The sequence below is a fragment of the Burkholderia ambifaria AMMD genome (genome assembly GCF_000203915.1).
Taxonomy (GTDB): Bacteria; Pseudomonadota; Gammaproteobacteria; order Burkholderiales; family Burkholderiaceae; genus Burkholderia; species Burkholderia ambifaria.
Genome location: NC_008391.1, coordinates 1,897,537 through 1,910,766 on the forward strand (window position 1 = coordinate 1,897,537; position 13,230 = coordinate 1,910,766).

At 67.5% G+C, this 13,230-nt stretch carries 13 protein-coding genes; 7 read left to right on the forward strand and 6 right to left on the reverse strand.

Translation table 11 applies throughout. The features are described from left to right. Positions 1-20: 20 nt before the first annotated feature. Positions 21-563: a helix-turn-helix domain-containing protein gene (locus BAMB_RS24490; RefSeq protein ID WP_011659834.1), complete on the forward strand. Its 543-nt coding sequence runs from the start codon at positions 21-23 to the stop codon at positions 561-563. A 31-nt stretch (positions 564-594) separates the two neighbouring features. Further along, complete coding sequence (hutC, locus tag BAMB_RS24495; RefSeq protein WP_011659835.1) at positions 595-1,332, forward strand: histidine utilization repressor; 738 nt, start codon at positions 595-597, stop codon at positions 1,330-1,332. Positions 1,333-1,423: 91 nt separating this feature from the next. Here hutC and BAMB_RS24500 read toward each other — a convergent pair whose 3' ends face one another. Beyond that, a complete protein-coding gene (locus BAMB_RS24500; protein WP_011659836.1) occupies positions 1,424-2,272 on the reverse strand; it encodes a phytanoyl-CoA dioxygenase family protein in 849 nt (282 codons plus the stop codon). 48 nt (positions 2,273-2,320) lie between these two features. Then, positions 2,321-3,124, reverse strand: a complete 804-nt coding sequence (locus BAMB_RS24505) for an ABC transporter substrate-binding protein (RefSeq protein ID WP_011659837.1) — start codon at positions 3,122-3,124, stop codon at positions 2,321-2,323. Between the two features lie 514 nt (positions 3,125-3,638). Here BAMB_RS24505 and BAMB_RS24510 point away from each other — a divergent pair. Beyond that, positions 3,639-4,505 (forward strand): LysR family transcriptional regulator, encoded by an 867-nt coding sequence (locus BAMB_RS24510; RefSeq protein ID WP_011659838.1) that lies wholly within the window; start codon positions 3,639-3,641, stop codon positions 4,503-4,505. A 66-nt stretch (positions 4,506-4,571) separates the two neighbouring features. Here BAMB_RS24510 and BAMB_RS24515 read toward each other — a convergent pair whose 3' ends face one another. Continuing rightward, positions 4,572-5,060, reverse strand: coding sequence for a nuclear transport factor 2 family protein (locus BAMB_RS24515; protein ID WP_011659839.1), 489 nt, complete (start codon positions 5,058-5,060; stop codon positions 4,572-4,574). Positions 5,061-5,124: 64 nt separating this feature from the next. Continuing rightward, complete coding sequence (locus tag BAMB_RS24520; protein ID WP_011659840.1) at positions 5,125-6,309, reverse strand: amidohydrolase family protein; 1,185 nt, start codon at positions 6,307-6,309, stop codon at positions 5,125-5,127. Between BAMB_RS24520 and BAMB_RS35545 the strand changes: the two genes are divergently transcribed. The 3 genes from BAMB_RS35545 (at position 6,308) to BAMB_RS24535 (ending at position 8,406) form a co-directional block, all read left to right on the forward strand. Continuing rightward, the gene (locus BAMB_RS35545; RefSeq protein WP_158380544.1) at positions 6,308-6,787 is read left to right on the forward strand and encodes a hypothetical protein; all 480 of its coding nucleotides are present in this window, start codon (positions 6,308-6,310) and stop codon (positions 6,785-6,787) included. The genes BAMB_RS24520 and BAMB_RS35545 overlap by 2 nt on opposite strands. Before the next feature lie 205 nt (positions 6,788-6,992). Then, positions 6,993-7,607, forward strand: a complete 615-nt coding sequence (locus BAMB_RS24530; RefSeq protein ID WP_011659842.1) for a glycine zipper 2TM domain-containing protein — start codon at positions 6,993-6,995, stop codon at positions 7,605-7,607. 292 nt (positions 7,608-7,899) lie between these two features. Then, positions 7,900-8,406, forward strand: coding sequence for a GNAT family N-acetyltransferase (locus BAMB_RS24535; protein ID WP_011659843.1), 507 nt, complete (start codon positions 7,900-7,902; stop codon positions 8,404-8,406). A gap of 52 nt (positions 8,407-8,458) precedes the next feature. On the opposite strand, the gene BAMB_RS24540 is transcribed toward BAMB_RS24535, so the two are convergent. Both BAMB_RS24540 and BAMB_RS24545 read right to left on the reverse strand, forming a co-directional pair. Further along, entirely contained in the window at positions 8,459-10,456 is a 1,998-nt protein-coding gene (locus BAMB_RS24540) for a glycoside hydrolase family 28 protein (protein ID WP_011659844.1), read from the reverse strand. 263 nt (positions 10,457-10,719) lie between these two features. Continuing rightward, positions 10,720-11,301: a hypothetical protein gene (locus BAMB_RS24545; RefSeq protein WP_041491557.1), complete on the reverse strand. Its 582-nt coding sequence runs from the start codon at positions 11,299-11,301 to the stop codon at positions 10,720-10,722. A 469-nt stretch (positions 11,302-11,770) separates the two neighbouring features. On the opposite strand from BAMB_RS24545, the gene BAMB_RS24550 reads away from it, so the two are divergent. After that, positions 11,771-13,129, forward strand: a complete 1,359-nt coding sequence (locus BAMB_RS24550) for an aspartate aminotransferase family protein (RefSeq protein WP_011659846.1) — start codon at positions 11,771-11,773, stop codon at positions 13,127-13,129. The last annotated feature ends 101 nt before the right edge of the window (positions 13,130-13,230 follow it).

A 13,230-nucleotide genomic window follows, 5' to 3' on the forward strand; every position in this document is an offset into this window, starting at 1 on the left:
CGAAGGACACTTGGCGCCCCATGACGATTCGCCTGAAGCTGCTCAGAAAACAGAAGGGCTGGACGCTCGATGTGCTGGCCGACGAGACCGGCCTGACCAAGAGCTACCTGTCGAAAGTCGAGCGCGGCCTGAGCGTGCCGTCGATCGCGGTCGCGCTGAAGCTGTCGAAGGCGCTGAACATCGACGTCGAGCAGCTGTTCTCGGAAAGCCACAACCGCGAGCTGATCACGGTCACGCGCGCCGGCGAGCGCACGGCGATGGGTGCGGCGGCCAACAGCCACGCGCACCGCTTCGAAAGCATCGCGGCCGGCGTCGCGCCGAAGAAGATGCTGCCGTTCGTCGTGCATCCGCCGCACGAATTCGTCGCGTCGACGTTCCGCGAGCACGAAGGCGAGGAATTCCTGTTCGTGCACAAGGGGCGCGTCGAAATCGAATTCCCGAACGAGACGGTGCAACTCAAGACCGGCGATTCAGTCTATTTCAACGCACTCATCCCGCACCGCACGCGCAGCCTCGGCGCCGCGCAGGCGGAGATCCTGGTCATCGTCAGCCACGACGACTAGCCTCGTCACTTCTTCGCGCAAGGATCTTCCGATGGTCACGAAGGCCACCGCACCGTTCCAGCAGATCAAGACGCTCGTTCGCCAGAAGGTCGACGCGAGCGAGTGGCGCCCGGGCGACCGCATTCCGTCCGAACTCGATCTCGCCGCGCAATTCGGCGTCGCGCGCATGACGGTCAACCGCGCGCTGCGCGAGCTGACCGAGGAAGGCGTGCTCAAGCGCATCGCGGGCGTCGGCACCTTCGTCGCCGAAGTGAAGCCGCAGTCGAACCTGCTGATGATCGCGCACATCCGCGACGAGATCCGCGCGCGCGGACACGAATATCGCTGCCGCGTGCTCAGCCAGTCGCGCGAACCCGCGTCGTTCGACGTCGCGGCCGCGTTCGGGCTGGCGGTCAACACGCCGGTCTTTCACGTGGTGTGCGTGCACGAGGAAAACGGCCGCCCGATCCAGCTCGAGGATCGCTACGTGAATCCGGCCGCCGCACCCGAATTCATCGATCAGGACTTCCAGGCCGAGCCGCCGTCCGAATACCTGTTCAACAACGTGTCGCACTACGAACTGGAGATCGAGCACGTCGTCGACGCGGCGCTGCCGACGAGCGAACAGGCGCGGCTGCTCGACATGCGCGCCGACGAGCCGTGTCTCACCCTCACGCGCCGCACCTGGACGAACGGGCTGCCCGTCACGTTCGTGCACTTCCTGCATCCGGGCAACCGCTACCGGCTCGGCTCGCGCTTCAAGCCGGGCGCCGGACGGCACCAGACCTGAATCGGCTTCGGCACCTGAAAACGACCACGCGCGGCGGCCGCTTCATCGCGAAACGGCCGCCGCGCGCGTGACGGCGCTCGATATTCGCCGCTCAGATTGCTCCGACCTGCCCCGCGTCGCGCGTCCACACGACCGGAAACAGCGGATGCTCGAGCGGTGCGCCATCCGGCAGTTCGTCGGCCAGCCCCGGGAAATCGGGCGACGTTTTCCAGCGGCGCGGCGCGTGCCGGATGTCGTCGCCGACGAAGCGGATCGAGAACGCGCGCCGGCGGTTCTGCGTACCGCCCGACGCATGCAGCGTCAGCATCCGGAAGCACACCATGTCGCCGGGCTCGAGCGCCCAGTGGCGAATCGGGAATGCCGAGCGGTCGGCTTCGATGTCGGGCAGGTCGGCGAGGCTGCCTTCTGGGAACCACTTCGCCTCCTTGTCCATGAACGTGCGCGGCATCAGCCATGGCCCCAGGTGCGAACCCGCGACGAATTCCAGCGTCGATTCGAGCGGCACCGGATCGACCGGAATCCACATGCTGACGTTGTCGTCGCCTTCGATGTTGTAGTACGGCTGATCCTGGTGCCACGGCGTGCGCTGCCGCGTGCCGGGCTCCTTCACGAGCAGATGGTCGTGATGCAGGCGAACAGTCTTCGTGCCCATCAGCGCGGCGGCCACCGACGGCGCGGGCGACCGCACGATGAAGTCGCGATACGCGTCGTTGTGCCGCCAGTTGCAGAAGTCCTCGAAGAACCAGCCCGGATCGTCGGGCCGGCTCGCGACCTTCGCACGCTCGCTCGGCTGCGCGAGGTTCGCGTCGATGCCGGCGCGCAGCGCGGCCACTTCGTCGGGCGAGAAAATACCCTTGATGCACACCGCGCCTTCGTCGCGGAAGGCGGCGATCAGTTCGGGCGTCACGGCTGTCGCGACGCGGTCCTGGATACTCGTCATGGCTTGCCTGTCGATTGAATGAAGCACGGGATCACGGGGGGCATGGGGTCACGGCGCGCTGGTTAGCTGCTGCTTCGCCCCGTAGATGTCGAAGTCGAAGTATTTCGCGGCGATTTTCTGGTACGTGCCGTTCGCGCGGATCGCGGCGATCGCGTCGTTCAGCCGCTTCTTCATGTCGGCGTCGCCCTTGCGCACGCCCATCGCGACGCCGTAGCCGGTGATGCGCACGTCGGTCACGTCGGGGCCTGCGAACGCGTAGCCCTTGCCGCGCGGCGTCTTCAGGAACGAATAGCCGGCCTGCGTCTTGTCCTGGAAGGTCGCGTCGAGACGGCCGTTCACCAGATCCTGATACACCTGGTCCTGATTCTGGTACGACACGATCGTCACGCCCTTGGTCGCCCATTCGGCCTTCGCGTACGCCTCCTGCGTGGTGCCCTGATCGATCCCGACGCGCTTGCCGGCGAGCGACGCCGCGGTCGGCAGCAGCTTCGAGCCGGCCGGCGCGACGAGCGCGCCCGGCGACGCGTACAGCTTGTTCGAGAAGTCGATCTGCTTGAGCCGCTCGTCGGTGGCCGTCATCGCGGACATGATCACGTCGAACTTGCGCGCGCGCAGCGCCGGAATCATCCCGTCGAAGCCCTGTTCAACCCACACGCACTTCGCGCGCAGTTGCTCGCAGATCGCATCGCGCAGGTCGATGTCGAAGCCGGCGAGCGAGCCGTCGGGCTGCTTCGCCTCGAACGGCGGATAGGTGGGATCGATGCCCCAGCGGATCATCGCCGTGTCCTGCGCGAACGAGACGAGCGGCGCGAACGCCAGCACGGAAACGACGAGCTTTGCAGTGCGGTTCATGGTGTGTCCTTGTGGTCTCGACGTGGCGGGCGAGCGCCGGGCGTCCGTTGGGGAGCGTCGTTGCCGGCGGGCCCGGCGTGGTACGCGAAAGACTGGGACTTCCTTCGATGAAACTGCGATGCAGTCTAGACCGCTCGATTTTTGAGCGCAAGCGGGGTGAGTGGATTGGAGGCGGCTGAAGGGTGAGATAGGGACGAAGGGCTGGATTGAGTGGCCGAATTGGCGAGATTTCCCCGGATTTTCGAGTGTTTACCCGGCGTGATGTTTGGCTGCCACAGGACGAGTTTTCGCTGATACCTGCCGGAGGCGAACGACTACACAGCGCGGTCTATCAAGGCATTTTTCCACCCCCGCCGCCCCGTGCAGCCTATACCGCACGAATATCGTCGCGATGCCTCGCGAGCAACCCTAGCCCCATGTTCGGCGAACCCACGATTGCCCACGGTCTCCGGCCATGCTAAAAGTCCTCGCACGCATTTGGAAATGAAATGCTCGAATCCAGAAAAGTGCAGAAATGAATCGACCTTTGTTCGACCTCGACCTGTTGCGCGCACTCGTGATGGTCGCCGATTGCGGCAGCTTCACGACCGCGTCCGCGCGCCTGCATTCGACGCAGTCGACGGTCAGCCAGAAGGTGCGGCGGCTCGAGGAGATCGCCGGGCATCGCCTGCTCGACCGCGGCACGCGCGACGTGCGGCCGACCGACGCCGGCGTGACGGTGCTCAGCTACGCGCGGCGCATGATCGCGCTGAACGACGAGATGCTGGAAGCGCTGTCGGGCGCGACCGTCGCGCTCACGATCCGGCTCGGCGTGCCCGACGATTTCGCGGCGGGCCGCACGACCCATGCGCTCGCCGCGTTCAAGCGCGATCATCCGCAGGTGAAACTCGAAGTGACGTGCGGGCTGAGCCGCGACATCTGCGCAGCCTACGATCGCGGCGAGCTCGATCTCGTGCTGATCAAGCAGCGGCGCGACAGCCGCGAGGCGGTGGTGCGCTGGCCGGAGAAGCTGCGCTGGATCGACAGCGCGCGGCATCCGACGATCGAGCTCGACCCGGTGCCGCTCGTCGTGTTTCCGCCGCGCGGACTCTATCGCGACGACATGATCAAGGCGATCGAGGAGCGCGGCCGCCGCTGGCGGATCAGCTTCACGACGTCGAGCCTGAGCGGTATCCAGGCGGCCGTCGCGGACGGGCTCGGCATCAGCGTGCTGCCCGCGCGCGCGGTGACCGACGACCACGTGGTGCTGACCGACGAGCACGGCGGCTTCGCGCCGATCGGGAACATGGACATCGCGATCCTGCATCGGCCGACGGCCGATCCGATGGTCAGCGAACTGACGAAGGCGCTCGCGGCGATGCTGGAACACGAGCCGGAATAAGCGCGGCCGTCGCGATACGGAGCGGCTGCGACGGAGCACCGGCGCAACCGGGCAAGCCCGCGCTCGTCAGAACATCGTGTTCCCGTTCGCCGCATGCTCCGGCACCGGCTGGTTCACGTCCCAGTGCTCGACGATCTTGCCGTGCTCCAGCCGGAAGATGTCCATGATCGCGCTGCCGCGCGTGCCGGGCTCGCGCACCGCATGCACGTGCAGGATCACGTAGTCGCCGTCGACGAACGCGCGCTTGATCTCGCTGTGCGACTGCGGATATTTGTCGCGCAGGAACGCGACGAACTTGCGGAAACCGTCACGCCCGTCGGCCGCGTTCGGGTTGTGCTGCACGTATTGATCGCCGACATACGCGAGCGCGGCATCGGCATCCTTCTCGTTCAGGCCTTTCTCGTAGAACGCCAGCACCGTGCGGCGATTCGCTTCCTGCTGCGCTTGATCCGGCCCGGCCGCCGCCGCATGCGCGGCCGTCACCGCGAACGTCGCCGCGGCCATCCAGCGCGTCCATCGTGCGGCCCGTGCCGCCATCGTGCGTGTGCGTCGCATCGTCGTCTCCCGCAGGATCAGGCTGAAAGAGCCCGATCATACCCGGGGTGATGCGGCGCCGCGCTCAGACCAGCACGCCGTCGCGCGCGACGATCCTTCCCGACGACACGACGAGCCGGCGCGTCGGCCGCGCGACGACGGCCTCGGCGAACGTCAGCGCATCGACGAGCACGACATCCGCACGCTTGCCGGCCTCCAGCCCGTAGTCGGCGAAGCCGCAACCGCGCGCTGCGCTGTGCGTGACGCAGTCGAGTGCGACTTCGAGCGCGTCGTCGCCGCGGAAATCGTTGCGCATGCCGATCAGCATCGCGCGTTCCAGCATGTCGGGCGAACCGTACGGCGTCCACGTATCGCGCACGCCGTCGTTGCCGCCGATGACGGTCACGCCGGCCGCGCGGCACGCGACGACCGACGGCACCGGCACCGCGGCCGGCGCGGTCGTGACGATCGCGACGCCGAGTTCGGCCATCCGCGCGAGCAGCGCGTCGCGCTCGCGTTCGGCAACGTCGCCGAGGCAGAAGCCATGGCTGATCGTGACCTTGCCCTGCATGCCGAGCGCGGCCGTGCGCTGCAGGATCAGGTCGAGCGAGTACGCGCCCATCGACCCGCGCTCGTGCAGGTGCAGGTCGAGCCCGCGGCCGTGGCGCTCGGCGATGCCGAACAGCACGTCCACCGCTTCGACCGGATCGCCTTCGATCGCGCACGGGTCGAGGCCGCCGAGCAGGTCGGCGCCCGCGCCGAGCGCGTCGGACAGCAGCGCGGCGGTGCCGGGCCGCTTGAGCACGCCCGACTGCGGAAACGCGACGATCTGGATGTCCACCTGGCCGCGCAACGTCTCGCGCGTCGCGAGCACGCCGTGCAGATGCCGCAGCCCGGCGTCGGTATCGACGTCGACGTGCGTGCGGATGCGCGTCGTGCCGGCCGCGAGGAACGCGCGCGACAGCGCGAGCGACGCGGCGCCCGCATCGTGGCCGCTCGTCGCGCGGTAGTGGCGCTCGTTCTCGATGCGGTCGACGAGGCGCGGCCCCACCGCGTTGCGATACCACGGCATGCCCCAGTGGGTCTTGTCGAGATGCGTGTGGCCTTCGACGAGGCCGGGCAGCGCAAGCGCGAGCGCGCCGTCCTCGATCGCACAGCCCGCGGGCGCGTCGAGCGACGGGCCGACACGCGCGATGCGCTCGCCTTCGATCAGGATGTCGAGCGCTTCGTCGGCATGCGTGCGGACGTTGCGGATCAGCAGATTCGTCATGTCGGTTCCGGTGTGGTCGGTCGGTGCGGGACCGTCACGATGCACGCACCGTGACGGCGGTCAGGTCGTTATCGCGGGAAACGCAGCGCCGGCGCGGACGGGGGAAGGAACCACGGCCGGCGCGGCGCGAACGGTCGCAGGGAATGCGGTCACGATATCGGACGGGGCTGCCCGCGGCCAATTAAATGTCGCGATGCAGCGCATTCGATTTCGCGATGCGCGGCACGCATGCGCGCCGGGTCGAGCGCGACGATGGGGCGGGATCGCGGCGAAAGCGGCGAAAGCGGCGAAAGCGCCGGTAGCGCCGGTAGCGCCGGAAGCCGTGGAAGTTGTCGCAGTTGTCGCAGTTGTCGAAGCGGTCGAAGCGGTCGAAGCGGTCGAAGCTATCGAAGCCGTCGAAGCTGTCGAAGCGGCGGAAGCGGCGGAAGCGATGGAAACAGAGGAAAAGCCAACCGTCGCACAGCGCGCCACGTCATAGGAATAGGGCCGCCCGGAGGCCACGTCGCGCCGTGCCAGGCACCCACGTCAACGCCGCGCCGTGCCGTGGAGTTGCCCGGCAACAGACTTTACACGTTGTTACCCGGCCGCACCGGACGCGCATCCACCCATTACTTATACTCACGGCGAGTTCGCCACCCGTCCCGGAATTCGTCGGCGAACACGTTGCCGATGCAGGAATCATCATGATGCGCATGCCTTCCACCAAGACCGTTCTGTTCGCCTCGCTCGTCGCCGTGGCGGCGCTTCCGCTGACCGCCTGCGTCGCACCCGGCTACTACGGTGCGCAACCCGGCTATCCGCAGCAGCAATATGCGACGCCCGGCTACGCACAGCCCGCGTATTCGCAGCCCGGCTACGTACAGCCGCAGCAGCCGGCTTATCCGAACCAAGCGCCGCAGTACGACCAATACGGCAACCCGCAGCCTTACGGCGGCCAGTACGGCAACGGCTACGGCGCGCAATACGGCACGGTCGCGAACATCCAGCCGGTCAGCGGCTCGGTCGGCACGTCGGGCGTGGCCGGCACCGTCGTCGGTGCGCTGGTCGGCGGCGTGCTGGGCAACCAGTTCGGCCGCGGCCACGGCCGCGAGGCGGCCACCGTGATCGGCGCGCTGGGCGGCGCCGTCGCCGGCAACCAGATCGGCCAGCAGATGGGTGCGGCCCAACCGCCGAGCAGCTACCGGATCGACGTGCGGATCAGCGACGGCTCGACGCGCTCGTTCGACGTGCAGTCGCCGGGCGACCTGCGCCCGGGCGATCGCGTGCAGATCAACGGCAATCAGCTGTCGCGTTATTAATCCAGACCGCATGCGCCTGACCTGATCGGGCGCATCGCGCGCATCAGGCGCATTGCGCAGATTGCGCGCATCGCCTTACTCGACGCCGCGCGCCGCCGCGGCGCTACGACGCGCGCGCTTCCCTTCATCTCCTTCCTTCTGTCAGCGCAGCACGCTTGCCGCGCTGACACGTCACCGTCAGCTCCCCCACATCGCCGATACTCGCGCGAGCCACCCGTTTGCGCTTAGCATTGTCGATGCCCTGCCGCGCATCGCGCAGCAGATTCCGACACCCCAACAAGAACTGCATCCGATGATCACGATCCGCCTACTCGACGCCGCCGATGCGGCGCAGTTCCAGTCCGTGCGCCTGCGCGCAGTCGACACGTCGCCGACCTCGTTCCTGTCGACCCGCGACGAAGAATCCGGCATCACGGTCGACGAATTCGCGACGCGCATCACGCCGAGCGGCGTGCAGGCCGTGTTCGGCGCATTCGACGGCGCAACGCTCGTCGGCATCACGGGCGTGCGTCGCGATCCACGGGTGAAGGTCGCGCACAAGGCGCTGATCTGGGGCGTGTTCGTCGATCCCGCGTATCGCGGGCGCGGCATCGCGCAATCGCTGCTCGACAGCGCGACCGCGCATGCGGCGCAAGCGTGGCAATGCAGGCAACTGATGCTGTGCGTCAACGAGGTCAACGGCACCGCCGAACGCCTGTACGCGTCGCAAGGGTTCGTCCGCTTCGGCACGGAACCGCGCGCGCTGTTCATCGACGGCCGCTTCTACGACGAGCACCACATGGTCAAGACGCTGGCGTAACGCGCTCGCGTGCCTTGACCGGCCGCACGCGAACGCTTGCACGCGCGTTACCTCACCGCGTATCGGTGACCGTCATGTTGACGGCCTGCCCGGCGATCGTCACGTTCGTCAGCGTCATCGCGCTCACGTTGAACGCGTAGATCGGCCCCGGCGACGTGACGGTCGGCGTGCCCGACGCGACCGGCGTGCCGAAGTCGCAGTTGCTGATCGTCACGCCGGAGATCGGCTGCACCGCCGGCGTCGGCGGCGTGCCGTTGTAGTCGAACGCGACCGGCCCCTGCGCGACGATCGCCTGGAAGCACGACGCGGTCACGCCGTTCAGCGTCACGTTGCTCGCCTTCACGTCGGAGATCGTCACGTTCTGCACGACCGGCGGCCGCGTGCGCACGGCGTCGTTCGCGGGCTGGTAATCGCAGTCGAACGTGACGATGCCGCCCTGCGCGGCCGACGGATTGCCAGCCGACGGCGTCACCACGCCGAGCGGCACGCTCGCGTTGACCGGGCTGCCTGCGAGCAGCGCGCTGCCGTAGCCGCCGCCCTTCAGCGTCACGCCGTTCGGCAGCGTGACGCCCTTCACGTGGAAGTCCTTCACGTAGCCGCCCCGGTTCATGTTCGTCTTCACGCGAATCGCGATGTTCAGCGGGTTGGTCTGCCAGTTCGCGTTCAGCATCGACAGGTTGGTCGCGTAGATCTGCTCGACGCCGCCGCCCATCTCGCTGCCGAGCGTGATGCCGCCGTGCCCGCTGTTCATCGTGCAGTCGCGGATCAGGTGCCGCTTCGCGGGGCCGTATTCCGTGTCGCGGTCCTTGCCCGACTTGATCGCGATGCAGTCGTCGCCGGTGTTGAACGTGCAGCGTTCGCACAGCACGTCGGTGCACGCATCCGGATCGAAGCCGTCGTTGTTCGGGCCGATGCTGTTCGTCGTCACGCCGCGCATCACGACATTGCGGCTCGCGGTCGGATGGTGCTGCCAGAACGGCGTGTTCTGCGTCTGGTAGTGCTCCATCAACACGTTGGTGCAGCCGATGAATTCGACCATGCACGGCCGCAGGTAGTGACCGAGGCCGAAGATGCGCTTCTCGACCGGCACGCCGGCCTCGGACAGCGCGGGCAGGTAGTTCTGATCCTGCTGCCACGGCGTGACGGGCGACGTGAGCAGCGCATAGAGCGCGTCGGGGATCGCGGGCGCGACGATCCGCAGGTCGACGTTGTTCGGATTCGCATAGTTCTGGGCCGGCACCGTCGCGCCCGCACCGTACGCACCCGACGAACCCTTGTAGGTCCACCAGCACACGCTGCTGCTGCCCGAGCCGGAGAACGGCGTCATTGCCTGGCCGTTCAGCACCGACGTCGGCCCTTCGCCGGTCAGCGCGATGTTCGTCGCGTTGCGCGCATAGACGGGAGCGCCGTAGTTCAGGCAGTCGTTCGCCTGCCAGCGGCTGTAGTACAAGCGGCCATTCGCGCCGCAGTCGACCGGGCCGTCCTTTGCGTAGTCGGCCGGGTTCGGGCTGAAGTAGATCGTGCAGTTCGCGCTCAGGTGGAAATTCACGTTGCTCTGCAGCACGATCGGCCCCGCGCAGTACCAGTTGCCGGGCGGCACGACGACGCGGCCGCCGCCTTCGCGCACACACGCGTCGATCGCCGCGAGAAACGCCGGACGCGAGTCGAACGCGCCGGGCGCGGTCGTCAGTTCGGAACCGGGGCTGACCGGAGATTTCGCCGCCGGGTACGGCGACGTCTGCGCGACGGTCGCGCACGCGCGTGCGCCGTAGTGCGTGACGTCGAAGTCGTGCCGGCGGAACGCGAGGCGCGACACATGCGCGAGCGATGCCGCGATGCGCGCCGCCGCACCGTGCTCGCCCCAGATCAGGTCGACCGCCGCATTGGGCGACGTGCCGGCCGCGGCGAACGCGCGGGTGGCCGCGAGCGGTCCGCCGAGTGCGGCGCCGCCGGCGAGCGCGCCGGTCCAGCCGATGAAGTCGCGACGCGAGACGCGCCGCGGCGCGGGCGATCGAACAGACGAGGACGAACGGCGACGGTTTGCGGCCATGGACATTCCTTCAATGGTTGGGGGATCGATGCGCCGGACGGCAGATCTCTATTCATACGTCGTCGTACTACATCGCGCAGTCTAGACGCGATCGGAGCCGCGGATGAATCTGTCGTTTACCCTGTTTGATCGGCGCTGCCTGGCGAACGTGAGCGCATACTCACATTTCTAATGGACTGCTCAAGAGATATGTCGTCGTATATTTATGCGCACAAACTGCAGTGAAAATGCCCCGCTCGACGAGGTCAAGCGGGGCGACTGCGCTACTTGCCAGCTGCTGAAACGGTCCCCTCTGCCGGCTCGCGCCCCGCCGACGCGGCCGGTTCGAACACCAGCACGAGATTGCCCGGCTCACGCCCGCCGGCCGGTGCGCCGGTTGCTCGCACCAGCGGCGCGGGGGCGCTGACCTGCAAGTCATGCGTTTCATCGTAGCCGTCGAAACCGTCGCGTCCGCGCTTCACCAGCGTGATCGTACGGCCCGCACTGGACACCATGTCCGGGTTGCCGGCATTGCTCGTCAATGCGACCTTTGCGCTGCCAGGACCGTCTGCGCCGTTCAACGCACCCGGCGACTGCAACAGCACGACATGGACATCGGGACTCGTCGTCCGTACGCGGATCGGCAGCGTCGCGCCGAAATTCCGCTGCGCGCGGTCCATCGCGGTCAGCTCGACCACGTCGTTCCATGCCGAATCGTCCGGTTTCGACACGAACAGGCTGTCGCCGATGTGCGCGGTCAGCTTGATCGTCTTGACGACGGCTTGCGGCGACGTCGGTCCTGCCTCGGCGATGCCGGTCAGTGCACCGCACGCGACAAGCGCCGCGAGTTGTAGGTGGATCTTCATTGTGTCGTTCCGCCTTCTGGATGGTTGAAACCCGATGGCCGAAACAACCGGCCCGTTTCGCGCGCCCGATTCCGCCATTGCGTGAAAATCCGCTATTCACTTATCCCGAAATTAACCCGCGATGCCCCGGTGAATTCGGTGCGCGCAGCCGCATGCGCATGCGGTCGGATCGTCCGCATGCGATCGCGACCGTGCGGCGGATGCCCTGCACAGTCAGCGACGACGGCATCCCGCGCACGGCTCGCGCCGCGGCATACCATCACGATAGGTCGCGAAACGCCGCACCAGAATCGATGAATACCTGCACGCTTTACCGGCTTTCCATTTACCTGTGCAATCTCGAAATCAACCGGAAATTGCGCGGCGAGCGTGTCGCTTTCGCGCGCGGCGGCCTCGGTGATTCCGCCTCTGGTCAGCCCCCTGCCGCCCGCGCTATCGTTTCTCCACCTTCACAGCCCAGGAGCCGCCTTTGCGTACCCGACACGGAGTCGACCTCATCCGCGCCCGCGCGCTGTTCGATCGCGAGCGCCGTGCATTCACCGAAGCCATGCCGATCTCCCGCGCGTTGTCCGCGGAAGCCGCCGAGCATCTGCTGTTCGGCGTGCCGTTGCACTGGATGCAGGACTGGTCGACCCCGTTCTCGCTGGTCGTGAAGGAAGCGCGCGGCGCGACCTTCACCGACGTCGACGATCATCGCTACGCGGACTTCTGCCTCGGCGACACCGGCGCGATGTACGGCCATGCGCCCGAGCCGGTCGCGCGCGCGCTCGCCGACCAGGCGACCCGCGGCTACACGACGATGCTGCCGAGCGAGGACGCCGCCTGGGTGTCGCGCGAACTCGCGCGCCGGTTCCGGCTGCCCGTCTGGCAGTTCGCGCTGAGCGCGAGCGACGCGAACCGCTTCGTGCTGCGCTGGGCGCGCGCGGCCACCGGCCGCAACACGATCGTCGTGTTCAACGGCTGCTATCACGGGACCGTCGACGACGTGTTCGTCGATCTCGTCGACGGCCGCCCGATGCAGCGCGACAGCCTGCTCGGGCAGTCCTACGACCTGCTCGCGAACACGCGCGTCGTCGAGTTCAACGATCTCGACGCGCTCGAAGCAGCGCTGAAGGCGGGTGACGTCGCATGCGTGCTCGCCGAGCCCGCGATGACGAACATCGGGATGGTGCTGCCGGAGCCGGGCTTCTGGGAAGGGGCGCGCGCGCTGACGCGCCGCTACGGCACGCTGCTCGTGATCGACGAAACGCACACGATCAGCAGCGGCCCGGGCGGCTACGCGGCCGCGCACGGCCTCGACGCGGACGCGCTGGTGGTCGGCAAGCCGATCGCCGGCGGCGTGCCGTGCGCGGTGTACGGTTTCAGCGCCGAATTCGCGGAACGCGCGAAAGAGGCGAAGCTGAACGCGCCGCCCGGCCATTCCGGGATCGGTACGACGCTCACCGCGAACATGCTTGCGATGCGAGCGATGCGCGCGACGCTCGCCGAAGTCGCGACCGACGCCGCGTATGCGCACATGTTCGAACTGGCCGCGCGACTCGCCACCGGGCTCGAACAGGCGATCGCGAAACACGGGCTGCCGTGGTGCGTGACACGCATCGGCGCGCGCACCGAGTTCCAGTTCACACCCACGCCGCCGCGCAACGGCACGATCGCCGGCGAACAGCTCGACAGCGAGCTCGAGCACATCGTGCATCTGTACCTGTTGAACCGCGGCGTGCTGATCACGCCGTTCCACAACATGATGCTGGTGTGTCCGCAGACGACGGCCGACGACGTCGACATGCTCGTCGCGCAGTTCGACGCGTGTCTGGGCGAGCTGACGTGATGTGACGACGTTTCGTTCGACGAGCCCGGGACACGAGCCGGGCCACCGGCTGCTGCGGCGAAGCGACATGGCGTGCGTCGCCGCGCCCTTCACTTTGCCGC